The following is a 24,494-nucleotide window of genomic DNA, read 5'->3' on the forward strand; positions in this document are numbered from 1 at the left end:
CGACGCTCGCGGTCAGCGGCCCGTGTCGGGGGTGCTGTCGGTGTCGGTTAGCTCCGTGCCGGCCGACTCCTCGACCTCCGGCTCCGCCGGTGCGATCTTGTCGCGGACGGCCAGCTTCATCCAGGTGGTCACCACCCCGGGCGCGATCTCCAGGTCCACGTTGTCGTCGGTGATCCCGACGATGGTCGCCTCCAGGCCGGACGTGGTGTGCACGCGGTCGCCCACGCGCAGCGATTCGTGCAGGTCGATGGTCGCCTGCATGGCCTTCTTCTGGCGGCGCGACGCGAAGAACATGAACGCCGCCAGGATGATCAGCAGCGGCAGAAAGGTCACGATTTCCATGGTGGTGAGTCTTCCGTGTGTGGTGTGCCGGCACGCCGTCGCCTCACCGGCGCCAGCCGTCGGTGCCCGGCTTCGTCAGCACCCCAGTGTGCCACTGCCGCGTTGCGCGGCACCGGGCAGCGTGGCACCACGCCACTGAGACCGCCGCATGGCACACCCCACTGCGAGGCGCCTTGGATTCAGCAGCCTCCTACCGGTTGCCGCGCAGGCGGCTGAGCAGGCCGGGTTTGCGCGGCTGAGTCGCCGCCGGCTGCTGGGTGAGCGGCTGCTGCTGTCCGATCGGCTGCTGCGCGACCGGCGGCTGCTGTCCGATCGGCTGCTGGGGCGGTTGCCCGACGGGCTGGTGCGCGACGGGCTGGGGGGCGACGGGCTGGTGGGCGACGGGCTGCGACACCGGCTCCGGCGAGCCGACCGGGCGGTCGAGGCGGTCGGCTTGCCGATCGCCGAGGTGCCGGTCGCCGTCCTGGTGGTCGCGGGCGTCCACCGCCTGGTCGGCGGCCAGCCGCTCGGCGTAGCGCACGTCGCGCACCGAGCGCACCGACAGCCGCCCGACCGCGGTGGCGCCGAGATAGATGATCAGCGCGCCGAGCCCGGAGAAGTAGACGAGGTCGAGTGCGGCGTACTCGGTGTTCGAGTCGGCCAGCGGGCGGCCGACATCGCCGATGTCGACCAGGCCGGCCAGATCCCGGCCGATCACGAACCAGGCGCCCGCCGCAACCGCCAGCCAGCCGCCGAGGATGGCCGTCGCGCGGTTGCGCGACATGACCAGCAACAGCCCACCGATGACCGTGACGACTCCGGGCAGCACTTCCAGCCACCCCCGCGCCGTCGTCCAGCGCCAGGCGTCCTCGGTGCCCCACGCGAAGTCGAAGTACGGCCCGACGAACGGAACGAGTGCGCCGATGACGCCGAGCACGATCAGCAGGAGCCCGCTGGTGGCGCCCCGGCTGCGGGGGATGCGGAGCCGCCCGCCGCTGGGTGTTGCCCGATCCGTCTTCACCATGACCGCTCCTGTCGTCGACGTGTGGCGCGGAATACCCGATTTGACGGCCGAGTAACGCCGCGGTCGGGCAATATCGCGCAGACCAAGGATCGCAGCAAACGCCTCGAGCGGTTAGCATCCGGTGGTCGGCCGGGTTTTCGCCGAGTCGACGAACTCGATCGCGAGAGGAACGCCGGGTGGAGTGGATCGGCCGATGGTGGCGACGCCCGGACCATTACCGCTGGCTGTCCGACTTCCTGACCGCCCGTGGCGCGCAGCGTCTCACCCGCCGGACGGTCGCCCTGCTGACCGTGCTGCTTGGCGTCGTGCCGTTCGCGCTGCTGTTCAGCCCGGTCGGTCCGCACGGGCCAGCCGCCCGCGTGGTCTCGGTCGCGGTGACCGGCGCCTGCGTGGTGATGGCGCTGCTGTGGTGGCGCTATTGGCCGACGCACCGGCAATCGGTGCAGTACCTGCTGATCGCGAACGCGTGCATCGTCGCGGCGGTCTGCGCCCAGCCCGATCCGTCGGTGGCCTTGGCGGGTTGCGCGGCGTTCGCGGCGCTGTGCGGCTACGTCGGCTTCTTCCACACCGGCGCATGGCTGACGCTGACGCTGACGACGGCCCTGACGACGGCCATCGGGTGCGCGGTACGGCTCGCCGACCGGATCGGAGCGGTGGCGGCGGTCGCCGAGCTGGTCGTGGTACTCATCGCCGTCCTGGTCATCCCCTGGGCCGGTCAAGTGCTCGTCCACCTGCTGACCCGTGACGCGTCGCGCTCGGACACCGACGCGCTGACCGGGCTGCACAACCGGCGCGGGTTCACCCGCGAACTGCGGCGGCTCTTGGCCGATCCGCCCGCTGCGGCCGCGCACCTGACGGTGGTCATGGTCGACATCGACGACTTCAAGACCGTCAACGACACCCACGGCCACGCCCGCGGCGATCGCACGCTGACCGCGGTCGCGGACACGCTGCGCCGTCACGTCCGCCATCGGGCGGTGGTCGCGCGGTTCGGCGGCGAGGAGTTCTGCATCGCCTCGCTGTCGGAGACCGATTCGTCGCTCGCCACGGCCGAGGGGCTGCGCACCGCGATCGCCGCCGCCGTGTGGCCGGTGACCGCCAGCCTGGGCGTGGCCGCCGCGGCGCTGCCCGCCGCCGGCCTCCGCGAGCGGGAGGCGCTCGTCGGCGGGCTCATCGAGGCCGCGGACGCGTCGATGTACGAGGCGAAGCGGGCCGGCGGCAACCGGATCCGCCACGCCGGGGCGGCCCGGGTCCGAACCAGTTAGACGCGTCGGGACGCCCGGCCTGCGCGTCTCGTCAGTCGAACAGCCCGGGTTGGCCGATGCCGGTGGGCGGCGTCATACCCAGATGCGTCCAGGCCGCTGCGGTGGCCACTCGGCCGCGCGGTGTGCGCGCGATCATGCCGGCGCGCACCAGGAACGGCTCGCAGACCTCCTCCACGGTGGCCGCCTCCTCGCCCACCGCGACCGCCAGCGTCGACACCCCGACCGGTCCGCCGCCGAAGCTGCGGGTGAGCGCGCCGAGCACCGCCCGGTCGAGCCGGTCCAGGCCGAGTTCGTCGACGTCGTAGACCTCGAGCGCCGCCTTCGCGACGTCGCGGGTGATCACGCCGTCGGCGCGCACCTCGGCGTAGTCGCGGACCCGCCGTAGCAGCCGGTTCGCGATGCGCGGCGTGCCCCGCGAGCGACGGGCGATCTCCGCGGCCGCGTCACTGCCCAGCGCGATGCCGAGGATGCCCGCCGAGCGGGTGAGCACGCGTTCCAGGTCGGCGGGTTCGTAGAAGTCCATGTGGGCGGTGAACCCGAAGCGGTCGCGCAGCGGGCCGGTCAGCGCCCCGGACCGCGTCGTCGCTCCGACCAGCGTGAACGGCGCGACCTCCAGCGGGATCGAGGTGGCGCCGGGTCCCTTCCCGACCACCACGTCGACGCGGAAGTCCTCCATCGCCAGGTAGAGCATCTCCTCGGCCGGCCGGGCGATGCGGTGGATCTCGTCGATGAACAGCACGTCGCCCTCGACGAGGTTCGACAGCATCGCGGCCAGGTCGCCGGCGCGCTCGAGCGCGGGCCCCGACGTCAACCGCAGCGACGAGCCGAGCTCCGCGGCGATGATCATGGCGAGCGACGTCTTGCCCAGCCCGGGCGGTCCCGACAGCAGGATGTGATCGGGTGTGCCGCCGCGGTTCTTGGCGCCCTCGATGACGAGTTGGAGCTGTTCGCGGACGCGGGCCTGCCCGATGAACTCGCCCAGCGAGCGGGGGCGCAGGCTGGCGTCGATGTCGCCCTCGCCGACGGTGAGCGCGGGTGACATCTCCCGGTCGTCGGGCTCGTCGGCGCCGTCGGCGGCGAAGCGCCCCATCTAGCGCTTCCCCAGCAGCGAGAGCGCCGCGCGCAGCGCCGTCGACGTGGTGGCGGCCGGGTCGTCGGCCAGCACCTTGTCGCAGGCCTCCTCGGCCTGCTTGACCGGGAAGCCCAGCCCCACCAGCGCTTCCACCACCGGCCCCCGCACCGCGGGCGCTCCCGTCACCGGTGTCCCCGACGCGGCGGCGACCGCGCCGATCTTGTCGCGCAGCTCCAGCACCAGCCGTTCGGCGCCGCGCTTGCCGATGCCGGGCACCCGTGTCAGCGCGGTCACGTCACCGTCGGCCAGCGCCTGGCGAAGCGTCGGCGCGTCGTGCACCGCCAGCGTGGCGAGTGCGATCTTCGGGCCGATGCCCGACACCGACAGCAGCGTGGTGAACAGGTCGCGCGCCTCGCCGTCGCCGAAGCCGTAGAGCGTCATCGAGTCCTCACGCACGATCATCGCGGTGATCAGCCGCGCCTCGCTCCCCCGCTTCAGTGTGGCGAGCGTCGCCGGCGTGGCCATCACCTTGTAGCCGACGCCGGCCGCCTCGATGACGGCGTGGTCGAGCGCGATGTCGATCACCTCGCCGCGGACCGCCGCGATCACCTGGCGGCCCTCACCCGCGCGGCGAACGTGCGGCGCTGCTCGGCCGCGAGCGCCTCGGCGGCCGCCATGCGGGCCAGCATCGGGGCGCGCCAGCAGTGGCAGATCGCCAGCGCCAGCGCGTCGGCGGCGTCGGCGGGCGTCGGCTTGGCCTGCAGCGCGAGGATCCGCGTGACCATCTCGGTGACCTGCGCCTTACCGGCGCGGCCGTTGCCGGTCACCGCCGCCTTGACCTCGCTGGGCGTGTGGAAGTGGACGTCGATGCGCCGCCGGGCCGCCGCGAGCGCGATCACGCCGCCGGCCTGCGCGGTGCCCATCGCGGTGGACGCGTTGTGGTTGGAGAACACCCGCTCGATCGCCAGCACGTCGGGCACGTGGGTGTCGAGCCAGTGCTCGACGGTGTCGCTGATGGCCAGCAGCCGCTCCGCGAGCGGGGTGTCGGCGGGCGTGCGCACCACGTCGACGTCCAGCGCGACGACCGTGCGGCCGGAGCCGCCCTCGACGACGGAGAGACCGCATCGCGTCAAGCCGGGGTCGACGCCCATCACCCGCACGCCCAGCTCCTTTGCGCTAGAACAACAGTTCGAGAGCCTAGCGGCAGTGGGCGCCCGGGACCGTCGGACACGCCGGGACGTCTCGCGGTTCAGGCGTCGAGCTGCGCCAGGACGTCGTCGGGGATGTCGGCGTTGGTGTAGACGTCCTGCACGTCGTCGCTGTCCTCCAGCGCGTCGACGAGCTTCATGATCTTGCGGGCGCCGTCGGCGTCGAGCGGCACGGTGACCGACGGCTGGAAGCCCGCCTCCGCCGATTCGTAGTCGATGCCGGCGTCCTGCAGTGCGGTGCGCACGGCCACCAGATCGCCGGGCTCGCAGAGGATTTCGAAGCTGTCACCGAGATCGGTGACGTCCTCCGCGCCGGCGTCGAGCACCGCGGCGAGCACGTCGTCCTCGGTGAGGCCGTTCTTGTCGAGCGTGATGACGCCCTTGCGGGAGAACAGGTAGGACACCGAGCCGGGATCGGCCATGTTGCCGCCGTTGCGGGTCATCGCGACACGGACCTCGCCCGCGGCCCGGTTGCGGTTGTCGGTGAGGCATTCGATGAGCACCGCGACCCCGTTGGGGCCATAGCCCTCGTAGGTGATGGTCTGCCAATCGGCGCCGCCGGCCTCCTCACCGGCGCCGCGCTTGCGCGCCCGCTCGATGTTGTCGTTGGGCACCGAGTTCTTCTTCGCCTTTTGGATGGCGTCGTAGAGCGTCGGGTTGCCGGCCGGATCGCCCCCGCCGACGCGCGCGGCGACCTCCACGTTCTTGATCAGCTTGGCGAAGTTCTTGCCGCGGCGGGCATCGATGATCGCCTTCTTGTGCTTCGTGGTCGCCCACTTGGAATGGCCGCTCATCGGGCACTACCTCGCTCTGGTCGGTCGCTGTCGGTTCGGTGGCAACCCGGCGATTCTACGTGGCGAACTCCGGCCGGCGTCGGCGCCGCAACCGGTCGGTGGCCGCCCGCTGCTACCCGCGCTCCCCCGCCTCGCGGACCATGTCGACGAACAGGGCGTGCACCCGCCGGTCGCCGGTCACCTCCGGGTGGAAGGCGGTGGCGAGCAGCGCGCCCTGCCGCACGGCGACCGCATGGTCGTGGGCGCTCGCCAGCACCTCGACGCCCGGGCCGGCGCGCTCCACCCACGGCGCCCGGATGAACACCGCGTGCACCGGCTCGTCGAGCCCGGCGAAGTCGATGTCGCCTTCGAACGAGTCGACCTGGCGCCCGAAGGCGTTGCGCCGCACCGTCATGTCGATCGCGCGCAGCGGCGTGGCCTGCCGGCCGGCGGCGCCGGCGTCGAGGATCTCCGAGGCCAGCAGGATCATGCCCGCGCAGGAACCGTAGGCGGGCATGCCGTCGGCGAGCCGGGCGCGCAGCGGTTCGGCCAGCTCGAATTCGCGCAGCAGCAGGCTCATGGCGGTGGATTCGCCGCCGGGGATGACGAGCCCGTCGACGCTGTCGAGCTCGCGGCGCCGGCGCACGGTCACCGGCTCGGCGCCGGCGGCCTCGAGCGCGGCGCAGTGCTCGCGGGTGTCGCCCTGCAGCGCGAGCACGCCGACGCGGACGGTCACGACCGCGACGGCCGCTGGTAGCGGGTCAGCCCCTCCTGCATGACCGCGGCCACCATCTCGCCGTACCGGTTGAAGATCTTGCCTTGGGTCAGTGCGCGCCCGCCGCACGCCGACGGCGACGACTGGTCGTAGAGCAGCCACTCGTCGGCACGGAACGGGCGCATGAACCACATGGCGTGGTCGAGCGACGCGACCTGCAGGTGCTTGCGTTCCTCGCGGTGGTGCACCTGCGCCGAGCCGAGCAGCGTCAGGTCGCTCATGTAGGCCAGCGCGCAGATGTGCAGCACCCGGTCGTCGGGCAGCGGATCGCGGTGGCGGAACCACACCTGCTGCTGCGACGCCTTGCCGGGCAGCCGCTCGATCCGGTCCTGCGGGACGATCCGCACGTCCCACTCCGCGAACTGCGCGAAGCTGGCGTCGTCGAAGACCCGGCTGCTGGATCTGAAGTCGGGGATGTCGTCGGGCGGCGGCGCGGCGGGCATCGCGTCCTGGTGCTCGATGCCGCTCTGGTCGGTCTGGAACGACGCCGACATCGAGAAGATCGTCTCGCCGTGCTGGATGGCGCTCACCCGCCGGGTGACGAAGGACCCGCCGTCACGGATGCGTTCGACGGTGTAGATGGTGGGGTTCTTCGCGTCGCCCGGCCGCAGGAAGTAGCCGTGCAGTGAGTGCACCTCGAACCTGCTGTCGACGGTGCGGACCGCCGACACCAGCGACTGCCCCGCCACATGACCGCCGAACGTGCGCTGCCAGTCGCTGGACTCGGCGGAGAACACCCGGCCGCGGTAGATGTTGACCTCGAGCTGCTCGAGGTCGAGGATCTCTTCGATCGCCATGGACGCCTGTGTCTCCCGTCGCCCCGGCTACCAGCCGCGCTCGGCGAGCCGGTGAGGCTGCGCGATCTCCTCGACGTTGATGCCGACCATCGCCTCACCGAGCCCGCGGGACACCTTGGCGAGTACGTCGGGATCGTCGTAGAACGTGGTGGCCTTGACGATGGCGGCGGCGCGCTGCGCCGGATTGCCGGACTTGAAGATGCCCGAGCCGACGAACACTCCCTCGGCGCCGAGCTGCATCATCATCGCCGCGTCGGCCGGGGTGGCGATGCCGCCCGCGGTGAACAGCGTGACCGGCAGCTTGCCCGCCCGCGCCACCTCGGCGACCAGCTCGTACGGCGCCTGCAGCTCCTTGGCGGCGACGTAGAGCTCGTCCTCCGACAGCGAGGTGAGCCGGCGGATCTCGCCGCCGATCGCGCGCATGTGGGTGGTGGCGTTGGAGACGTCGCCGGTGCCGGCCTCGCCCTTCGACCGGATCATCGCCGCGCCCTCGGTGATGCGCCGCAGCGCCTCGCCGAGGTTGGTGGCGCCGCACACGAACGGCACGGTGAAGCGCCACTTGTCGATGTGGTGGGTGTAGTCGGCGGGTGTGAGCACCTCCGACTCGTCGATGTAGTCGACCCCGAGGCTCTGCAGGATCTGCGCCTCGACGAAGTGCCCGATGCGCACCTTCGCCATCACCGGGATGGTGACCGCGGAGATGATGCTCTCGATCATGTCGGGGTCGCTCATCCGCGAGACCCCGCCTTGCGCCCGGATGTCGGCGGGCACGCGTTCCAGCGCCATGACCGCCACGGCGCCCGCGCCCTCGGCGATGCGGGCCTGCTCCGGGGTGACGACGTCCATGATGACGCCGCCCTTGAGCATCTCCGCCATCCCGCGCTTGACGCGCGCCGTCCCGGTCTGCCCGCTGGCCCCGTTGCTAGCCGCCGTGTCCACTGCCATCACTCGTCCCTTTGCTCCTCGACCGATCCAGTCTAGAGGTGGGCCAACAGCGCTTTTCGCCGTCAACGGATCGGCGACGGGTGATACCGCTCACCGGGCGCATCGGCGATGCGGGCCGCCTCGGGCAGCAGCTCGGCGAGCTGTTCGGGGTAGACGGCCTCCCCGCCGGCGACCAGTGCCGCCAACGTCGCCGCGTCACACCAGCGGGACGTGTGCAGGTAGCGGCGTTCGAGTGCGGTGTGGCCGGCGGTCGACGGCTCGAAGCGGGTCGTGCGGTGGACGAAGAACAGTTCGCGGCTGCGGATCACCGAACCGTTGAACTCGAAGATGGCGTCGCGCTGCCACACCGGCCCGATCAGCGCGGCGGCGTCGACGACGAGCCCGGTCTCCTCCCGCAGCTCCCGGGCGGCCGCCTCGGCGAGGTCCTCGCCGGGACGCACCGCGCCGCCGACGGTGAACCACCATCGCGGGGCCGGCTCGCCCGCCGGTCGGCCGGGGTCCGATCCGCAGAACAGCAGCACGCAGCCGGCCTCGTCGAGCAGGACCACCCGCGCGGAGGTGCGCACGTCGACGACGCTCGCGGCGGCGGGCAGCGGCGCGGACTCGCCCCGCTCGGCGATCTCGAAGTAGGTGGGGCGGGCCGCGGTGCCGCCGAGTCGCAGCCATCGCACGGGCCGCCGGTCGCGCAGGGCCAGCGTGTCGCGCACCGCGTCGTTGTGGAACCGCCGGGCCAGCATCACCCGCGCCTCGGCGTCGGCCAGCTCGGCGATCAGCGCGGGCCGCAGCCCGTCGGTGTCCACCGTCGCCAGCGCCGCCGACAGCTCGTTCTCGGCGGCCTCCCGGGTCGAGCGGGGCGCCCGTTCGGCGGCATCGGCCAGCGCGATCAGCCGGCGGCACTCGGGTCCGGTGCCGTAGGCCTCGCCGGCCACCGCCCGCGCCACCACCGCGCGTCGCGCCAGCGCGCCGTCGAGCACCTGCCACGACAGGTCGTAGCGCACGTGCAGCCGGTCGAGCCGGTGCGCGGTCTGGTACGCCCACAGCGCCACGGCGGCCACCACGACGAGCAGCAGCGCGACCGCCACCCACAGCAGCAGCATCAGCCGGCCACCCGCACCCGCACGCCCGCGCCGGCGACCGTCTCGTAGACCCGCATGATCTGCTCGGCCACCACCGACCAGTCGTAGCGGCGCACCGCGATGCGGGCCCGTTCGACGTAGCGGGCCCGCGCGGCGTCGTCCTCGAGCAGCTCGACCACGGCGGCGGCCAGCGCGTCGGCGTCGTCGACGGGCACCAGCCGGCCCGCCTCGCCGTGTTCGAGCACGCGGCGAAACGCGCTCAGGTCGCTGGCCACCACGGCCGTCCCCGCCGCCATCGCCTCGACCAGCACGATGCCGAAGCTCTCGCCGCCGGTGTTGGGGGCGCAGTACACGTCGGCGCTGCGCAGCGCCGACGCCTTGGTCGTGTCGTCGACCTGGCCGAGGAACCGCAGGTGGCGCGCGTGCGGGCCGGCGGTCTCCCGCAGCTCGTCGGGGTCGCCGCGCCCGACGATCAAGAGCTCGACGTCGTCGAACCGCTCGGCGATGGCCGGCAACGCCCGCAGCAGCACCGCCATGCCCTTGCGCGGCTCGGTGTAGCGGCCCAGGAACAGCACCGACCGGCCCGGTCGCGGGTAGCCGTCGAGCAGCGGCGCCGAGGCGATCGCGTCGACGTCCACCCCGTTCGGGATCTCGACGGCGTCGCTGCCCAGCGCCTCCATCTGCCAGCGGCGCGCCAGGTCGGAGACGGCGATGCGGCCGACGATCTTCTCGTGGTAGGGGCGCAGGATGCCCTGGAACACGCTCAGGGTCAGCGACTTGGTGGTCGAGGTGTGGAAGGTGGCGACGATCGGCCCCTCGGCGGCCTGCAGCGCCAGCATCGACAGGCTGGGCGCGTTCGGTTCGTGCAGGTGGAGCACGTCGAAGTCGCCCTGCTGCAGCCACCGCTTCACCAGGCGGTGCGTCGCCGGCCCGAAGCGCAGCCGCGCCACCGACCCGTTGTACGGGATCGGCACGGCTTTACCGCCCGAGACGACATAGTCGGGCAGGTGTGCGCCCGGCGAGGCCGGCGCCAGCACGCTGACGTCGTGGCCGCGTGCCCGCATCACCTCGGCCAGCTGCAGCACGTGGATCTGCACGCCGCCCGGCACGTCGAACGAATACGGGCACACCATCCCGATGCGCATCAGGACGGCTCCTGCCCGCCGGCCAGCCGCGCCCGCCGCGCGTCGGACAGGTCGGCCAGCCACTGCGGCTGCAGCATGTGCCAGTCCTGCGGGTACTGGGCGATGTTGCCGGCGAACCGGTCGGCGAGCGCCTGCGTGACGGTGCCGACATCACCCGACGACACATCGATCGGCTCGTCGACCCGCATGCCCCAGCCGTCGCCCTCGAACCACAGGTGCACCGGCAGCAGCGCCGCCCCGGTGTCGATCGCCAGCTTCGCCGGGCCGGCGGGCATGCGCGTGGGCTCGCCGAAGAAGTCGACCTGCACGCCGTGGCGCGTGAGGTCGCGTTCGGCCAGCAGGCAGACGACGCCGTTGTCGCGCAACCGTTCCCGCAGCAACGCATACGGTGGCCGCTCGCCGCCGGAGAGCGGGATCACCTCGAAGCCCAGGCTCTCCCGGTAGGCCACGAACCGGCGGAACAGCGACTCCGGCTTCAACCGCTCCGCGACCGTGGTGAACGGGCCGTGGTTCTGCACCAGCCACACCCCGGCCATGTCCCAGTTGCCGCTGTGCGGCAGCGCCAGCACGGCGCCCCGGCCGGCGGCCAGCGCCGCCCACAGCCGGTCGATGTGGTCGACCTCCAGCTCGCGCCCGAGCCGCTCGTGGTCCATCGACGGCAGCCGGAACGCCTCCCGCCAGTAGCGGGCGTAGGAGGCCAGCGAAGCCCGCAGCAAGCCGTCCGGCACCTCGGCCGGCGCGACGCCGACCACCCGCGCCAGGTTCTTGCGCAGCTGCTCGGGCCCGCCGCCGCGCGCCGAGAACCGCGCACCGGCGTCGAACGCGCTGCGCGCCACGGCGTCCGGGACCGCGCGTACCAGCCGCCAGCCGGCCGCATACCCCCAGTCGGTGAGCTGATCGGTGACCGGGAGCCGTCCGACGAGCGACGTCACTGCTCGCCCGCCGCCGGCTCCCCCGCCTGCTCGATGCGGTCCACCGCCCCCGGCGAGCTGCGGACCGTGTGCACACGCTGCCCCAGGGTCACGATGCTCGCCACCGCGAGCACCCACATCGCGACGGGCAGCGCCCACGGCAGCGGAAACGGCGGGAAGTCGGAGAACCCGGCGCCCACTAGCACGATGACGAGTCGCTCGGGCCGCTCGATCAGCCCGCCGTCGCCGCGCAGGCCGCTCGCCTCGGCGCGGGCCTTGATGTAGGAGATCACCTGGCTGGTGATGAGGCAGATCAGCGTGGCCACCACCAGCGACGCCTGCTGCAGCCCGAACGCCGCCCACCACAGCAGGCCGGCGAACACCGCGCCGTCGCTGACCCGGTCACAGGTCGCGTCGAGCACCGCGCCGAACCTGGTCCCGCCGCCCCGCAGCCGCGCCATCGCGCCGTCGAGCATGTCGGCGAGCACGAAGACGAACACCGCGACCGCGCCCCACCACAGTTCGCCGACCGGGAACAGGGTCAACGCCGCGACCACCGACGCCGCCGTGCCGATGATCGTGATGCTGTCGGGGGTGAAGCCGGCCCGCAGCGCGGCCCTCGCGACGGGCGTCGAGAGCTTGACGTACGCCGCCCGCGTCATCAGGTAGAAGTCGCTCACTCGCTGCTCCCCCGTCGCTCCGCTCGCCCGGCCACATCCCCCCGTCGCTCCGCTCGCCCGGGCGCGCCCCCCTCCGCTTGCCGCGCCCACTCCGCCGCCAGCAGCGCGCGGGTGTCGCGCAGCAGCTGCGGGATGATCTTCGACCCGCCGATGATCGTGATGAAGTTCGCGTCGCCGCCCCAGCGCGGAACGACGTGCATGTGCAGGTGTTCGGCCAGCGAACCGCCCGCCGACTTGCCCAGGTTGAGTCCCACGTTGAAGCCGTGCGGCCGCGACACCGTCTTGATGACGCGGATCGCCTGCTGGGTGAACGCCATGAGCTCGGCGGCCTCGTCGGCGCTGAGGTCCTCCAGCTCCGACACCCGCCGGTACGGCACCACCATCAGGTGACCGGGGTTGTACGGGTACAGGTTCAGCACGGCGTAGACCAGTTCGCCGCGGGCGACCACCAGCCCGTCCTCGTCGGACATCGTCGGGATGTCGGTGAACGGCTGCTCCGATTCGGCCGACGGCAGCGCGTCGCCCTTGCCGGGCCCCTCGACGATGTAGGACATCCGGTACGGCGTCCACAGCCGCTGCAGGTGGTCGGCCTGCCCCACGCCTCGGTCGACGACGGCGTCGCCGGTGTCCCCCGCGGTCAACGGGCGCCGCCGGGCACGACGAGGTCGGCGGTCGGCGCGGCGTTCTCCCGACGCTGCACCCAGTCGACGATCGCGGCGACCGCGTCGGCGGCCGGCACGCCGTTGCGCTGGCTGCGGTCGCCGAACCGGAACGACACCGCCCCGGCCTCGACGTCGCGGTCGCCGGCGACCAGCATGAACGGCACGCGCTGGTTCGTGTGGTTGACGATCTTCTTCGCCATCCGGTCGTCGCTGGTGTCGACCTCCACCCGCACGCCACGCGAACGCAGTTGCGCGGCAACGGAGTTCAGGTGGTCGATGTGCCCGTCGGCCACCGGGATCCCGACGGCCTGCACCGGCGCCAGCCACGCCGGGAACGCCCCCGCATAGTGCTCGGTGAGCACGCCGAAGAACCGCTCGATCGAGCCGAACAGCGCACGGTGGATCAACACCGGGCGCTTGCGGGTGCCGTCGGCGGCCGTGTACTCCAGCTCGAACCGGTCGGGCATGTTGAAGTCCAGCTGAATGGTCGACATCTGCCAGCTGCGGCCCAGCGCGTCGCGCACCTGCACCGAGATCTTCGGACCGTAGAACGCCGCGCCGCCCGGGTCCGGCACCAGTTCCAGCCCCGACGCCTCGGCCACCTCGGCGAGCGTGGCGGTGGCCTCGTCCCACAGCTCGTCGGAGCCCACCGACTTCTGCGGGTCCTTCGTCGACAGCTCCAGGAAGAAGTCGTGCAACCCGTAGTCGGCGAGCAGGTCGAGCACGAACCGCAGGAGCGAGGCCAGCTCGTCGCGCAGCTGCTCGCGCGTGGTGTAGATGTGGGCGTCGTCCTGCGTGAAGCCGCGGGCCCGGGTCAGGCCGTGGATCACGCCAGACTTCTCGTAGCGGTACACCGTGCCGAACTCGAAGAGCCGCAACGGAAGCTCGCGGTACGACCGGCCCCGCGACCGGTAGATCAGGTGGTGCATCGGGCAGTTCATCGGCTTGAGGTAGTAGTCCTGCCCCGGCTTGCGCACCGCGCCGGTCTCGTCGAGTTCGGCGTCGACGTGCATCGGCGGGAACATGCCCTCGGCGTACCACTCGAGGTGGCCGGAGGTGACGTAGAGCTGCTCCTTGGTCAGGTGCGGGGTGTTGACGAACTGGTAGCCGGCCTCGATGTGCTTGCGCCGCGAGTAGTCCTCCATCTCGTTGCGGACGATGCCGCCCTTGGGATGGAAGACCGGCAGCCCGGAGCCGAGCTCGTCGGGGAAGCTGAACAGGTCGAGCTCGACGCCGAGCTTGCGGTGGTCGCGGCGCTGCGCCTCGGCGATGAGCTCGAGGTGGCGGTCCAGCGCCTCCTGCGACTCCCACGCCGTGCCGTAGATGCGCTGCAGGCTGGCATTGTCCTGATTGCCGCGCCAGTAGGCCGCGGAGCTGCGGGTCAGCTTGAACGCCGGGATGTGGCGGGTGGTCGGGACGTGCGGGCCGCGGCACAGATCTCCCCAGACCCGTTCGCGGGTGCGGGGATTGAGATTGTCGTAGGCGGTGAGCTCGTCACCACCCACCTCCATCACCTCGGGATCCCCGGACTTGTCGTCGACCAGCTCCAGCTTGTAGGGCTCGGTCGCGAGCTCGCGGCGCGCCTCGTCCTTCGACGCGTACACGCGCCGGGCGAACAGCTGCCCGTCCTTGACGATCTGGCGCATCCGCTTCTCGAGGCGCTCCAGATCCTCGGGCGTGAAGGCCTCCGGGACGTCGAAGTCGTAGTAGAAGCCGTCGGTGATCGGCGGGCCGATGCCGAGCTTTGCGGCCGGGAACAGGTCCTGCACCGCCTGGGCGAGCACGTGCGCGCACGAGTGCCGGATGACGCTGCGGCCCTCCTCGGTGTTGGCCGCCACCGGCTCCACCTCGACGTCGGTGTCGGGTGTCCAGCTCAGGTCCCGCAGCCGGCCGTCCGGGTCGCGGACCACCACGACCGCGTCGACCTCACCCCGCGACGGGAGCCCCGCGTCGCGGACCGCCGCGCCCGCGGTCGTCCCGGCAGGCACCTTCAAAGGTGCTGCGGGTGCGGTGCTGGCGGCGGTGGTCATCGCGGAATCTCCCGGTCGACGAGGGCGGTCGGAACGCGGACCATGCTATCGGGGCGGGTCGTCAACTCCCGATGCCGATCGGGCTGTTCAGCCAGTCCTCGTGGATGCCCAGCCGTTCCGCGGTCCAGTCGAGCGCGCCGAGCAGCCACAGGGTCGCCACCACCACCAGCGCGGTGAGCACACCGCCGGTGATCTGCACCCAGGCGGGCTGGCGGTGGAACCAGGCCATGAACCGGTCGTAGCGTTCCCGAACCCAGCCGAGCGCGCGCTGCGCCCACTCGAACTCGGTCGCGAGGATGCCCAGCCCGAGGAAGACGACCGCCCACCCGGGCCCGGGGTACGGGATGAGCGCCACACCCAGCACCAGCACCGCGGTGCCCACGATCCCGACGGCGCAGCGGTACACCAGGTTCGCGGTCGGCCGTGCGCGCAGCCGGTCCCGCCAGCCCTTCAGTCGTCCCCGGACGTCGTCGACGCTTCCCTCCACCACGCCACCACCGTATGGGGCGGCGGGCGCGGGTCGCTACCGGCCGACCGGTAACGGCGTGCGCAGCCACGGCTGTTCGACGCCCAGCCACTGCGCGGCCAGGCCGGCGACACCGGCGAGCCACAGCGCCGCGAGCACCAGCGCCACGCCCACCGCGGTGGCGGCCGCACGCACCCACCAGCCCTGCCGGTCGAACCAGGCGGCGACCCGCTCGTAGCGGCGCCGCACCGGCCCGAGCAGCCGGCGGGCCCAGGCGAACTCCGAGGCCAGGATCCCCAACCCGACCAGGTACAGCGGCGCGAACGAGATCCCGCCCGCGGTCACCACGACGCCCACCACCGCGACGCCCGCCCGGTACGAGCCGTTGGCGACCGGCCGGTCCCGCAGGCCGTCACGCCACCGCGCCCACCGGCGCGCCGAGTCGGTCACCGCCGCTCACACCTGGCCGGGACGGAGCCGTACGAACAGCGCCTCGGCGTCGGCGAGGAGCCGGTCGCCGTCGAAGATCTCGGCCGCGACGAAGATCTTGCGACCCTCGGTCCCGCTCACGCGGGCAGCGACGTCGAGTTCCCGCTCGATCGGCACGACGCTGCGATAGTTGACGTGCAGGAACGCGGTCCGCTGCCGGCGGTCACCGGTGACCATGGCCACCGTCGCGCCGCAGATGGAGTCGAAGAACAACCCGATCGCACCGCCGTGGGCAGCGCCGCCGCGGCCCAGGTGGTAGCGGCGGAAGCGCACCTGCCCGCCGACGCCGTGCTCACCGGTGCGGTGCAGCGTCATCGGCACCGGCAGGACACTGCCGCGCATCGGCAGATCGAGGCGTTTGCCCGACGGCGAGCGCTGCTCATCGGCGTCGTAGGGCGCCAGCAGCGCGTTGACGTCGTCGAGCAGCTCCGCGGCCTTGGTGATGACGTCGTCGGGTGCGGCGACGGCGCGCGCGTGGTCCTGCAGCGTCCGCACCGCCTCGACGAACCGGCCGTAGTCCGGGCCGCCCTGGTCGCTCACCACGGCGACCACCGTATTGCAGCTCCCGTCGACGGACCGCATCGCCGGGTGGCAGTCTTCGGTCATGGAGTTCCACGAGCTGGTGGACGCCCCGTTCACCTACGCCGAGGTGGGGGCGACGGCCGGTGAGCTGCCGGCCGGCTACCGCCACGTGCGCGAGTCGTATCCGATCGGCAGGGGCCGCGCCCGGTTCGACGAGGCCGCCGCGGCCGTCATGCGATGGGGGATGTTGCGCGGCGCCGGTGTGAAGGTGCACGCGAGCACCGAGGTCGCGCGGCCGGGCTCGGTGGTCCTGGTGGGCGTCGGCCCGCTGCGCGCGCCCTGCCGCGTGGTGTACGTGATCGCCGAGGAGCACGAGCGGGGATTCGCCTACGGCACGCTGGCGGGCCACCCCGAGGCCGGCGAGGAGCGGTTCGCCGTCCGCTACGACGCGGACACCGACGTCGTCTTCGCCGAGGTGACGGCGTTCTCCCGGCACGCGACCTGGTGGAGCCGCGCGGCCGGGCCGATCACGTCGCTGGCGCAGGGCCTCATCACGCGGCGGTACCTCAACGCCGTCTGACGCGCCGCGCAGCGCGACGTCGAGGTGGTCGTCGCGGGGTGACCGAGCCGTCGCACGGCCACGGCGTCAGTACGCGCCGAACGTCAGCACGGCGTTGTTGCCGCCGAACCCGAACGAGTTGCTGACGGCATAGCGGTAGTTGCCCCTGCGGGCCTCGCCGGCGACGACGTCGAGCTCGACCTCCGGGTCCTGGTGGGTCAGGTTGAGCGTCGGCGGCACCACCTGGTCGCGCAGGGCCAGCACCGTGAGGATGGCTTCGATGGCCCCGGCGGCGCCGATCGAGTGGCCCAGCGCGGCCTTCGGGGCGTAGACGGCCGCTTCCGGGGCATTGCCGAGGGCCTTGGTGATCGCGCGGGCCTCGGCGAGGTCGCCGGCCCTGGTGCCGATCGCGTGGGCGTTGACGTGGTCGATGTCGGCGGGCGTGATCCCGGCCAGTTCGATCGAGTGGCTCAGCGCGTAGGCGGCGTCCTCGCCGGCGGGGTCGCCGGCCAGGGCGTCGTAGGCGTCGGAGGTGATCGCGGCGCCCATCAGCCGCGCCAGGATGGTCGCGCCGCGGGCCTTCGCGTGCTCCTCGGTCTCGATGACCAGCAGGGCGCAGCCTTCGCCGAAGACCATGCCGTCGCGATCGCGGTCGAAGGGCTTGCAGGCCGCGGCCGGGTCGTCGTTGTGCCGCGACAGCATGCCGTCGATGAGCGCGAACGACGCCAGCGGCACGGCCTCGATCTTGGTCTCCACGCCGCCGCAGATCGCGATGTCGGCCTCGCCGAGCACCAGCTGCCGCCACCCCTGCGCGATCGCCACCGCACCGGAGATGTCCCCCGCCGTCGGCGAGATGACGCCCGCCTTCGCCTTGCGTTCCAGTCCGACGGTGGCGGCCGGGCCGTTCGGCATGAACATCTGCACGTGCAGCGGCGAGACGGCACGGATGCCGCGGACCTTCATGTCGTCGTAGCCGGCGATGATCTCCTCGTTGGAGCCGAGGCCGCTGGCGATGGACACCGTCAGCCGCGTCGTGTCGACGTCCGGGGCGCCCGCGTTGTGCCACACGCGGCGGCCGACGATCAGCGCCATCTGCTGCAGAAAGGACAGCCGGCGGGACTCCACGCGGCTCAGCTCGCTCTGGAAGTCCTCGAGCAGGTGCCCGCCGATGCGGACCGGCAGCGAGAACCGCTCGACGAACTCGTCTTCGAGACGGCGGATGCCGCTGCGGCCGGCGAGCAGCGCCTGCCAGGTGTCCTCCGCGTCGGTGGCCAGCGGGGACGACAGGGCGACCCCCGTCACCACCACGTCCGGGAAGCCGTTACCCGTGGTCAGCATCAAGCCCCACCTCCTTCTCGGGCAGCGCGTCGGCATACGAGTCTAAGGAAATCTTGTGAAGCGGGGGCGTCGGGGTGCGGCGCGCCGCGGTCAGCTCACAGCCGGGCGTTCGCGGAGATCGCCGCGTCGCTGGTGCGCAGCGGCCGGATCAGCGCGTCCTGCGTGAACGACGCCACGAGGTCGCCGTGCTCGGTGTGGACCGTGCCCCGCACGTACGACATTCCGGCGCCGACCTGCGTGCTCTCGTGCGAGTACAGCAGCCAGCCGTCCCAGCTCACCGGTTCGTGGAAGCTCACCGACACCGTCATGGGCGCGGTCGACACGGTCAGGTGCGCCTGGCTCGTCCCGATGCCGTCGTGCGCCCGCATGGTGGTCGAGATGCCGAGGTGGCCGGTGAAGTACGCCAGCAACGCCTTCGCGAGGTCGTCGCGGTCCGGCACCGGGTCGTAGTGCAGCCAGGCATACAGCTCGGGCGGACCGACCTCGTCGGGGCTGTTGACGTCCACGACGTCGACCAGCCGCACCTGCCGGCCGGCCATCGGCATGTTCGCCTCGTTCGCGTCCTGCGGTCCGGGGACCTCGGGCTTGGGCAGCGCGTGCCGGATGACGTCCTCGGTGGGCACGTCGGCCAGCACCGTGACGGTGATGCTGCGCTTGCCGTGCTGGGAGGCGTAGACCACCGCCGTCGCCGTCGACCGGCCCTCCTGCACCACGTCGACCGCCAGCTCCACCGGCGGCCCCACCATGACCGGGCGGCTGAAGACCGCGTAGGCGGACCGGATCGACTTGCCCGGGAAGCGCTGCGCCACAGCGACGATCGCCTGGCCGAGTACCTGCGTCCCCTCGACGACCTGCCGGTCGTCCAGGCCCGGCAGCCCGCTCACCGCCGTGAACCGGTCCTCACCGGCGGGCGTGACCGCGAACAGGTCGAGCAGCTTGTCGAGCGTCCAGACGGCCTCGTCGGGTGCAGTGGTCATGACGTCCTCTCCTCGTGGTGGGCGATCACCGTGTCGGCGAATGCGGCGAGCGTGTCGGGTGGTGCGAAGTCGGCGAACCAGACGTAGAAGCGCTCGACGCCGCGGGCCGACATCGCGGCGAAGTGCCGGCTCAGCTCGGTGGCGTCGCCGCAGACCAGACCCGCGCCGAGGTGGGAGAACCGGCGCTGCGCCGTGGCCGTGACCGCGTTCCGGTCGGCGCCGCGCCGGACGAAGCCGACCATCTGCTGCACCGACACCCGGGCGGCTCCGGCGTGGGGCGACAGGTCGGACAGCCGGTCGAGCTGATGGCACGGGACGTTCCACCAGTCGGCGTACTCGCGGACCAGCGCCAGCATCGTGGGACCGGTGCCGCCCAGCACCAGCGGGATCCGGTGCGCCGGGCGGGGCACCTGTGTGAGCGCGTCGTCGCCGGTCTCACCCCAGTGGCGGCGCAGCAGCGCCAGGTGCTCCCCCAGGCGCGCCACCCGCGCGCGGGCGCCGCCGTCGGGAATGCCGAAGCGCGCGAATTCGGCCGGCCACGAACCGGATCCGAGACCGAGCTCGAACCGTCCCTGCGACGCCGCGGACAGGGTGACGGCCTGCTTCGCGAGCACCGCGGGATGCCGGAACCCGTCGCACAGCACCAGGTGACCGATCCTGATCCGCGCGGTGCGCGCCGCCACCCAGGTGGCGAGGGTCATTGCCTCCCAGATGGGCTGGCCCTCGGCGCCGGGCGCTTCGAGGTGGTCGATGAGGGCGATGCCGTCGAAGCCCGCCACCTCCGCCGCCGCGGCCCGCTCGACGACGTCGGCGATCGACATCCGCACCTGCGGGAGGAACAGGAACCATTCGGCCATCGGGCCACACAGTATCCGCAAGCGCAGTACGGCTTCTACCGAAGCGGTAACGTCGTTCTCACAGCTGATGCGGGAGGGAAGAAAGCCCATGGCCAAGCCGGCCGGACGACCGGACGCCGCCGAGCTCACCGACCCCGACGACCGCTCCGCCCGGTTCATGAGGTCGGCGCTGGCCATCCTCGGCGAGACCGGTCGCACGGACTTCACGGTGCTGGAGGTGGTCGAGCGTTCCAAGACGTCGCTGCGGGCCTTCTATCAGCGCTTCGCCACCAAAGACGAGCTGCTGCTGGCGCTCATCGAGCAGATCATGACCGAGTCGACGTCGCGCTGGCGGGCCGAGACCGCGCCGCTGCCCGCCGTTCCCGCGCTGCGGCTGCTCGTCGACCGACTCAGCCCCCCGGCGGTCTCGACGACCCAGGACAGCATCAACCGCGGCCTGACGTTCTACAACGACCACCTCGCCGAGAGCCGGCCCCGCGAGTACGCCCGCGTGCTCGCGCCGCTGCACGAACTGTTCAGCGACATTCTGCGGCGAGGCATCGCCGACGGCGTCTTCCGCCCGGACCTGGCGGTCGACGCCACGGCGGCGCTGCTCATGCAGTCGGCGTTGGGGGTGGTGCGGCTGCGGACGCTGGGCGCCGAGCTGGGCGACGTCACGATCGACGCCGGGCACATCGTCGACGTGTTCCTCCGCGGGCTGCTGCAGGCCGCCGGTGAGTGACGTTCTCGCTGGTGGAGAACAATTGGTGAAACCATGCTTGCACTGACCCGGTTTCTGCTGCTACAAGGTTGGTAACGTCATTACCACCCGACGCCTAGCCCGTTCTGCCGAGCGTTACAGGAGGTCGCCATGCCGTCACGTGAACTGCCCTATCCGGTGTTCGACGGGGACAACCACTTCTACGAGCCCAAGGAAGCGCTGACCAAGTTCCTGCCGGATCACCGCAAGGGCGTCATCGACTACATCGACGTGCGGGGCCGCACCAAGATCGTGGTGCGCAACACCATCAGCGACTACATCCCGAACCCGACGTTCGAGGTGGTCGCCCGCCCCGGTGCGCAGGAGGAGTACTTCCGCCACGGCAGCGGCGGCAAGAGCTTCCGCGAGATCATGGGCAAGCCGATGAAGGCCATCCCCGCCTTCCGCAACCCGGAGGCGCGCCTGGAGGTGCTCGACGGCCTCGGCCTCGACTACTCGATCATGTTCCCCACGCTGGCCAGCCTGGTCGAGGAGCGCATGAAGGACGATCCCGACCTGATCCTCGACGTCATCCACGCGCTCAATCAGTGGATGTACGAAACGTGGCGGTTCGACTACGAGGGCCGGATCTTCTCCACTCCCGTCATCAATCTGAGTGTCGTCGACCGGGCGCTCGAAGAGCTGGAGTGGTGCCTGGAGCGGGGCGCCAAGACCGTGCTGGTGCGGCCGGCGCCGGTGCCCGGCTATCGCGGCACCCGCTCGCTCGGACTGCCGGAGTTCGACCCGTTCTGGGACGCGTGCGTCAAGGCCGGCATCCCGGTGTCGATGCACGCCTCGGACAGCGGCTATGCGGCGTACCTCAACGACTGGGAGCCCGCCGACGAGTATCTGCCGTTCAAGCCGACCGCGTTCCGGATGGTGTCCATGGGCAAGCGGCCCATCGAGGACACGATGGCGGCGCTGGTGTGCCACGGCGCGCTGACGCGCAACCCCGACCTTCGCGTGCTCTCCATCGAGAACGGCGCCTCGTGGGTGCCCTACCTGTTCCACCAGTTCTCCGACGTGTACTCCAAGATGCCGCAGGAGTTCCCCGAGGAGCCGATCCAAGCCTTCAAGCGGTGCGTCTACGTCGCCCCGTTCTGGGAGGACGACTTCAAGCAGATGTCCGAACTGCTCGGGATCGACCGCGTGATCTTCGGCTCCGACTGGCCGCACCCCGAAGGGCTGGCCGACCCGATCAACCTCGTCGGCGACCTCGAGGCGCAGGGCCTCGACGACGAAAGCGTGCGAAAGGTGATGGGCGGCAACCTCGTCGACCTGTTCGGCGTGCCCAACGAGGTGGTCCACCGGCCCGACGTGCCCGCGCTGGTGCTCGCGTGATCACCGCCACCGACCCGGAACGGATCTCATGACCGACGTCGCCAACCCGGAGCGGCTGCTGTTCGCCTCCACCGCGCAGGCCTTCCTGGACAAGGAGGTGCCGCTGAGCCGGATCCGCGAGATGCATGCGGACAACGTCTCGTTCGACCCGGCGTGGTGGCAGCGTGCGGCAGAACTCGGCTGGGCGAGCTTGCTGGTGCCCGAGGAGCTCGGTGGCGGCAGCGTCTCCGGGGACGGCGTCGCCGACCTAGCCATGGTGGCCGAGCAGCTCGGCAGGACCGTCGCGCCGGGTCCTTTGCACCCGGTGAGCACGGTGCTGGCCGGCCTCGTCGAGGCCCCCGAGCACCATGCGGACACCATCGAGGCGCTGGTGGCCGGCGAGTTGGTGGCGTCGTGGGCGGTGTATGAGCCGGGCGGGCCGTGGGCACCGCTGACCGCCCGCCTCACGGCGACCCCGGGCGACGGCGGCTACCGGCTCGACGGCATCAAGGACCGCGTGGAGGCGGGCGCCGAGAGCGGCGGCTTCCTCGTCGTGGCCGCGGTCCCCGGCGAGGGGGTGCGCCAGTTCTGGGTCCCCGCCGACGCGTCCGGGGTGCGCGTCGAGGCACAGCAGTCCGTCGACATGGTGAAGCGATACGCCCGGGTGCGCTTCGACGGTGTGACGGTGCCCGTCGAGGCGGCGGTGGGGTCGGCGGAGCAGACCGCCGCGATCGTCGAACGGCAGAGCCAGGTGGCGCTGATCCTGCAGTGCGCCGAACTCGTCGGCATCCTCGACACCGTCTTCGCGTTCACGGTGCAGTGGGCCTTCGACCGGCACACATTCGGCCGGCCGTTGGCGTCGTATCAGGCCCTCAAACACCGCTTCGCCGACATGAAGCTGTGGTTGGAGGCCGTGCGCGCCACCACGGCCGCGGCCGTCCGCGAGGTCGGTGCCGGCGGCCGGCGCGCGTCGCTGCTGGCTGGCATCGCGAAATCGTATGCGGGCGAACGGGCCCCGATCATCTTGCAGGACTGCGTGCAGCTCCACGGCGGGATCGGCGTCACCTGGGAGCACGACCTGCACCTCTACCTGCGGCGGGCGATCCTCTACCGGGCGATGTACGGCACCCCGGAGGACCACAACCGGGCCGTCTACGCCCACCACAGCAACCGGAGGACGGCGTCATGACCGACACGGACGTCAACGCCCCGGCCGCCACCGAGACGGTCGAGCAGTTCGCGGAGCGCGCGGCGGCCTGGCTGGCCGACAACATGCCGCGGCTGGCTCCCGGGGTGAAACCGGACGCCGACCGCGGCGAGGAGTCCGGCTGGGCGCGTGCGAAGGAGCTGCAGCAGAAGCTGTACGCCGGCGGTTTCGCCGGCATCTGCTTCCCGCGGGAATACGGCGGCCTGGGACTCGGCATCGAGTACCAGAAGGCCTTCGACAGGGTCAGTCTCGGCTACGAGCTGCCGTTGATCCTCAACGTCCCGAGCTTCGCCATCTGCTGCGCCACCATCTTGGACATGGGCACCGAGGAGCAGAAGCGCGAGCGGATCGGTGCCGCGATCCGCGGCGACGAGATCCTGGTCCAGCTGCTGTCCGAACCCAACGGTGGCTCCGACCTGGCCGGCGTCATCACGCGCGCAGACCACCGCGACGGCACGTGGGTGATCAACGGCGCGAAGACCTGGAGCACCAGCGCGTTCGCCGCCGACTACGGGCTGCTGCTGGCGCGCACGGACTGGTCGGTGCCCAAGCACGAGGGCCTGACGATGTTCCTGGTGCCGATCAAGGCGCCCGGCATCACGATGCGCCGCATCAAGATGGTCGGCGGGTCGATGGAGTTCTGTGAGGAGTTCTTCGACAACGTCGAGGTGGGCGAGGACGCCGTCGTCGGCACGGTGAACGACGGCTGGACCGTCGCGTCGCGGCAGCTGTTCCACGAGCGCCGCGCGGTCGGCGGCGGGTCGGAGTTCATCAGCGGCGTCGACACCGAGGGATCCGACGAGGCGCCGATCGACTTCGTCGCACTCGCGGAGGCCGCGGGCGTCGGCGACGACAGCCACATGCAGCACCTCGCGGGCCGGGCGATGGTGTACCGGGCCGTCCGCGACCATCTGATCGAGCACGTGTCGGCCGCCGTGGCCGACGGCTCATTGCCGCCCACCGGCGGGACACTCATCCGGTTGTTCCATGCCGAGACCGTGCAGGCCGAGGTCGACACCGCGTTGGAGGTGACGGGTTCGGCCGGCGTCGTGGACGAGGGCAACGGCCTGCTGGAGTACGGCGTCCGGTACCTGTCGCGGCAGACCGTCGCGCTCGGCGGCGGAAGCACGGAGATGGCACGCAATGTCATCGGCGAGCGGGTGCTCGGGTTTCCGCGCGAGCCCGCAGCCGACCGCGGCGTGCCGTTCAACCAGGTGAAACGAGGAAAGTCGGCGACCGCGAGCGGATAGCGCGGCGCATGTCGTCCCCCTCCGCTATACTCGAACACATGTTCGAGTACGAGGCGGTGTCGCAGATCGATCCGGCGGCCGGCGAG

The 24,494-nt window shown here is 71.7% G+C and carries 27 protein-coding genes; 6 read left to right on the plus strand and 21 right to left on the minus strand.

The annotated features are described in order from the left end of the window. Window positions 1-12 precede the first annotated feature (12 nt). Together yajC and LV457_RS20290 are read right to left on the minus strand one after the other, a co-directional pair. Entirely contained in the window at window positions 13-342 is a 330-nt protein-coding gene (gene yajC, locus LV457_RS15395) for a preprotein translocase subunit YajC (protein ID WP_232172068.1), read from the minus strand. A 190-nt stretch (window positions 343-532) separates the two neighbouring features. Then, window positions 533-1,345, minus strand: coding sequence for a hypothetical protein (locus LV457_RS20290; RefSeq protein WP_374198863.1), 813 nt, complete (start codon window positions 1,343-1,345; stop codon window positions 533-535). Window positions 1,346-1,521: 176 nt separating this feature from the next. On the opposite strand from LV457_RS20290, the gene LV457_RS15405 reads away from it, so the two are divergent. Next, window positions 1,522-2,610, plus strand: a complete 1,089-nt coding sequence (locus LV457_RS15405; protein ID WP_232172069.1) for a GGDEF domain-containing protein — start codon at window positions 1,522-1,524, stop codon at window positions 2,608-2,610. A gap of 31 nt (window positions 2,611-2,641) precedes the next feature. Here LV457_RS15405 and ruvB read toward each other — a convergent pair whose 3' ends face one another. The 16 genes from ruvB to LV457_RS15485 form a co-directional block, all read right to left on the minus strand. After that, the gene (ruvB, locus tag LV457_RS15410; protein ID WP_232172070.1) at window positions 2,642-3,700 is read right to left on the minus strand and encodes a Holliday junction branch migration DNA helicase RuvB; all 1,059 of its coding nucleotides are present in this window, start codon (window positions 3,698-3,700) and stop codon (window positions 2,642-2,644) included. Then, the gene (gene ruvA, locus LV457_RS15415; protein WP_232172071.1) at window positions 3,701-4,291 is read right to left on the minus strand and encodes a Holliday junction branch migration protein RuvA; all 591 of its coding nucleotides are present in this window, start codon (window positions 4,289-4,291) and stop codon (window positions 3,701-3,703) included. Beyond that, window positions 4,288-4,842 (minus strand): crossover junction endodeoxyribonuclease RuvC, encoded by a 555-nt coding sequence (ruvC, locus tag LV457_RS15420; RefSeq protein ID WP_232172072.1) that lies wholly within the window; start codon window positions 4,840-4,842, stop codon window positions 4,288-4,290. The genes ruvA and ruvC overlap by 4 nt, the downstream gene beginning before the upstream one ends. Window positions 4,843-4,931: 89 nt before the next feature. Continuing rightward, entirely contained in the window at window positions 4,932-5,684 is a 753-nt protein-coding gene (locus LV457_RS15425; RefSeq protein ID WP_232172073.1) for a YebC/PmpR family DNA-binding transcriptional regulator, read from the minus strand. A gap of 112 nt (window positions 5,685-5,796) precedes the next feature. Further along, window positions 5,797-6,399, minus strand: coding sequence for a pyridoxal 5'-phosphate synthase glutaminase subunit PdxT (pdxT, locus tag LV457_RS15430; RefSeq protein ID WP_232172074.1), 603 nt, complete (start codon window positions 6,397-6,399; stop codon window positions 5,797-5,799). Next, complete coding sequence (tesB, locus tag LV457_RS15435) at window positions 6,396-7,235, minus strand: acyl-CoA thioesterase II (protein WP_232172075.1); 840 nt, start codon at window positions 7,233-7,235, stop codon at window positions 6,396-6,398. Before tesB ends, pdxT begins: the two co-directional genes overlap by 4 nt. 27 nt (window positions 7,236-7,262) lie before the next feature. Further along, window positions 7,263-8,180 carry a pyridoxal 5'-phosphate synthase lyase subunit PdxS gene (gene pdxS, locus LV457_RS15440; protein ID WP_232172076.1) on the minus strand — a complete coding sequence of 306 codons (918 nt, stop codon included), beginning with the start codon at window positions 8,178-8,180 and terminating at the stop codon, window positions 7,263-7,265. A 62-nt stretch (window positions 8,181-8,242) separates the two neighbouring features. Further along, on the minus strand, window positions 8,243-9,277 hold the full coding sequence (locus LV457_RS15445; protein WP_232172079.1) for an NUDIX domain-containing protein: 1,035 nt from the start codon (window positions 9,275-9,277) through the stop codon (window positions 8,243-8,245). After that, a complete protein-coding gene (locus tag LV457_RS15450) occupies window positions 9,277-10,401 on the minus strand; it encodes a glycosyltransferase family 4 protein (protein WP_232172081.1) in 1,125 nt (374 codons plus the stop codon). The genes LV457_RS15445 and LV457_RS15450 overlap by 1 nt, the downstream gene beginning before the upstream one ends. Beyond that, window positions 10,401-11,333 (minus strand): phosphatidylinositol mannoside acyltransferase, encoded by a 933-nt coding sequence (locus LV457_RS15455; protein ID WP_232172083.1) that lies wholly within the window; start codon window positions 11,331-11,333, stop codon window positions 10,401-10,403. Before LV457_RS15455 ends, LV457_RS15450 begins: the two co-directional genes overlap by 1 nt. Next, the gene (gene pgsA, locus LV457_RS15460; RefSeq protein ID WP_308192206.1) at window positions 11,330-11,992 is read right to left on the minus strand and encodes a phosphatidylinositol phosphate synthase; all 663 of its coding nucleotides are present in this window, start codon (window positions 11,990-11,992) and stop codon (window positions 11,330-11,332) included. The genes LV457_RS15455 and pgsA overlap by 4 nt, the downstream gene beginning before the upstream one ends. Next, entirely contained in the window at window positions 11,989-12,633 is a 645-nt protein-coding gene (locus LV457_RS15465; RefSeq protein WP_374198865.1) for an HIT domain-containing protein, read from the minus strand. Before LV457_RS15465 ends, pgsA begins: the two co-directional genes overlap by 4 nt. Beyond that, the gene (gene thrS, locus LV457_RS15470; protein WP_232172085.1) at window positions 12,630-14,684 is read right to left on the minus strand and encodes a threonine--tRNA ligase; all 2,055 of its coding nucleotides are present in this window, start codon (window positions 14,682-14,684) and stop codon (window positions 12,630-12,632) included. Before thrS ends, LV457_RS15465 begins: the two co-directional genes overlap by 4 nt. Window positions 14,685-14,745: 61 nt before the next feature. Next, window positions 14,746-15,174, minus strand: coding sequence for a TIGR02611 family protein (locus LV457_RS15475; protein WP_232172087.1), 429 nt, complete (start codon window positions 15,172-15,174; stop codon window positions 14,746-14,748). Window positions 15,175-15,207: 33 nt separating this feature from the next. After that, window positions 15,208-15,600 (minus strand): PGPGW domain-containing protein, encoded by a 393-nt coding sequence (locus LV457_RS15480; RefSeq protein WP_232172089.1) that lies wholly within the window; start codon window positions 15,598-15,600, stop codon window positions 15,208-15,210. A 6-nt stretch (window positions 15,601-15,606) separates the two neighbouring features. Continuing rightward, window positions 15,607-16,221 carry a hotdog domain-containing protein gene (locus LV457_RS15485; protein ID WP_232172156.1) on the minus strand — a complete coding sequence of 205 codons (615 nt, stop codon included), beginning with the start codon at window positions 16,219-16,221 and terminating at the stop codon, window positions 15,607-15,609. A 22-nt stretch (window positions 16,222-16,243) separates the two neighbouring features. Here LV457_RS15485 and LV457_RS15490 point away from each other — a divergent pair, with 22 nt between their 5' ends. Next, complete coding sequence (locus LV457_RS15490; RefSeq protein ID WP_232172091.1) at window positions 16,244-16,741, plus strand: DUF1990 domain-containing protein; 498 nt, start codon at window positions 16,244-16,246, stop codon at window positions 16,739-16,741. 66 nt (window positions 16,742-16,807) lie between these two features. On the opposite strand, the gene LV457_RS15495 is transcribed toward LV457_RS15490, so the two are convergent. From LV457_RS15495 to LV457_RS15505, 3 genes are all read right to left on the minus strand, one after another. Further along, window positions 16,808-18,058: a KasA/KasB family beta-ketoacyl-ACP synthase gene (locus tag LV457_RS15495; RefSeq protein WP_232172093.1), complete on the minus strand. Its 1,251-nt coding sequence runs from the start codon at window positions 18,056-18,058 to the stop codon at window positions 16,808-16,810. A gap of 95 nt (window positions 18,059-18,153) precedes the next feature. Beyond that, the gene (locus LV457_RS15500; protein WP_232172097.1) at window positions 18,154-19,035 is read right to left on the minus strand and encodes an acyl-CoA thioesterase II; all 882 of its coding nucleotides are present in this window, start codon (window positions 19,033-19,035) and stop codon (window positions 18,154-18,156) included. Next, the gene (locus tag LV457_RS15505; RefSeq protein WP_232172100.1) at window positions 19,032-19,892 is read right to left on the minus strand and encodes an LLM class flavin-dependent oxidoreductase; all 861 of its coding nucleotides are present in this window, start codon (window positions 19,890-19,892) and stop codon (window positions 19,032-19,034) included. The genes LV457_RS15500 and LV457_RS15505 overlap by 4 nt, the downstream gene beginning before the upstream one ends. Before the next feature lie 88 nt (window positions 19,893-19,980). Here LV457_RS15505 and LV457_RS15510 point away from each other — a divergent pair, with 88 nt between their 5' ends. The 4 genes from LV457_RS15510 to LV457_RS15525 all read left to right on the plus strand — a co-directional run bounded on the left by LV457_RS15510 (window position 19,981) and on the right by LV457_RS15525 (window position 24,408). Next, window positions 19,981-20,613: a TetR/AcrR family transcriptional regulator gene (locus tag LV457_RS15510; RefSeq protein ID WP_232172103.1), complete on the plus strand. Its 633-nt coding sequence runs from the start codon at window positions 19,981-19,983 to the stop codon at window positions 20,611-20,613. A 129-nt stretch (window positions 20,614-20,742) separates the two neighbouring features. Beyond that, window positions 20,743-21,972, plus strand: a complete 1,230-nt coding sequence (locus tag LV457_RS15515) for an amidohydrolase family protein (RefSeq protein WP_232172105.1) — start codon at window positions 20,743-20,745, stop codon at window positions 21,970-21,972. Window positions 21,973-22,000: 28 nt separating this feature from the next. Next, entirely contained in the window at window positions 22,001-23,140 is a 1,140-nt protein-coding gene (locus LV457_RS15520; RefSeq protein WP_232172106.1) for an acyl-CoA dehydrogenase family protein, read from the plus strand. Continuing rightward, the gene (locus LV457_RS15525) at window positions 23,137-24,408 is read left to right on the plus strand and encodes an acyl-CoA dehydrogenase family protein (RefSeq protein ID WP_232172108.1); all 1,272 of its coding nucleotides are present in this window, start codon (window positions 23,137-23,139) and stop codon (window positions 24,406-24,408) included. Before LV457_RS15520 ends, LV457_RS15525 begins: the two co-directional genes overlap by 4 nt. Window positions 24,409-24,494 lie beyond the last annotated feature (86 nt).

Origin of the sequence: Mycobacterium sp. MYCO198283, assembly GCF_021213805.1 — a bacterium.
Lineage (GTDB): Bacteria > Actinomycetota > Actinomycetes > Mycobacteriales > Mycobacteriaceae > Mycobacterium.

Excerpts from the sequence above, each read along its gene's own strand:
- yajC (WP_232172068.1), bottom strand. The coding sequence starts at position 342 with ATGGAAATCGTGACCTTTCTGCCGCTGCTGATCATCCTGGCGGCGTTC.
- LV457_RS20290 (WP_374198863.1), bottom strand. The coding sequence starts at position 1,345 with ATGGTGAAGACGGATCGGGCAACACCCAGCGGCGGGCGGCTCCGCATC.
- ruvB (WP_232172070.1), bottom strand. The coding sequence starts at position 3,700 with ATGGGGCGCTTCGCCGCCGACGGCGCCGACGAGCCCGACGACCGGGAG.
- LV457_RS15425 (WP_232172073.1), bottom strand. The coding sequence starts at position 5,684 with ATGAGCGGCCATTCCAAGTGGGCGACCACGAAGCACAAGAAGGCGATC.
- tesB (WP_232172075.1), bottom strand. The coding sequence starts at position 7,235 with ATGGCGATCGAAGAGATCCTCGACCTCGAGCAGCTCGAGGTCAACATC.
- pdxS (WP_232172076.1), bottom strand. The coding sequence starts at position 8,180 with ATGGCAGTGGACACGGCGGCTAGCAACGGGGCCAGCGGGCAGACCGGG.
- LV457_RS15445 (WP_232172079.1), bottom strand. The coding sequence starts at position 9,277 with ATGCTGCTGCTGTGGGTGGCGGTCGCGCTGCTGCTCGTCGTGGTGGCC.
- LV457_RS15450 (WP_232172081.1), bottom strand. The coding sequence starts at position 10,401 with ATGCGCATCGGGATGGTGTGCCCGTATTCGTTCGACGTGCCGGGCGGC.
- thrS (WP_232172085.1), bottom strand. The coding sequence starts at position 14,684 with ATGACCACCGCCGCCAGCACCGCACCCGCAGCACCTTTGAAGGTGCCT.
- LV457_RS15485 (WP_232172156.1), bottom strand. The coding sequence starts at position 16,221 with ATGCGGTCCGTCGACGGGAGCTGCAATACGGTGGTCGCCGTGGTGAGC.
- LV457_RS15490 (WP_232172091.1), top strand. The coding sequence starts at position 16,244 with ATGGAGTTCCACGAGCTGGTGGACGCCCCGTTCACCTACGCCGAGGTG.
- LV457_RS15495 (WP_232172093.1), bottom strand. The coding sequence starts at position 18,058 with ATGCTGACCACGGGTAACGGCTTCCCGGACGTGGTGGTGACGGGGGTC.
- LV457_RS15500 (WP_232172097.1), bottom strand. The coding sequence starts at position 19,035 with ATGACCACTGCACCCGACGAGGCCGTCTGGACGCTCGACAAGCTGCTC.
- LV457_RS15505 (WP_232172100.1), bottom strand. The coding sequence starts at position 19,892 with ATGGCCGAATGGTTCCTGTTCCTCCCGCAGGTGCGGATGTCGATCGCC.
- LV457_RS15510 (WP_232172103.1), top strand. The coding sequence starts at position 19,981 with ATGGCCAAGCCGGCCGGACGACCGGACGCCGCCGAGCTCACCGACCCC.
- LV457_RS15515 (WP_232172105.1), top strand. The coding sequence starts at position 20,743 with ATGCCGTCACGTGAACTGCCCTATCCGGTGTTCGACGGGGACAACCAC.
- LV457_RS15520 (WP_232172106.1), top strand. The coding sequence starts at position 22,001 with ATGACCGACGTCGCCAACCCGGAGCGGCTGCTGTTCGCCTCCACCGCG.
- LV457_RS15525 (WP_232172108.1), top strand. The coding sequence starts at position 23,137 with ATGACCGACACGGACGTCAACGCCCCGGCCGCCACCGAGACGGTCGAG.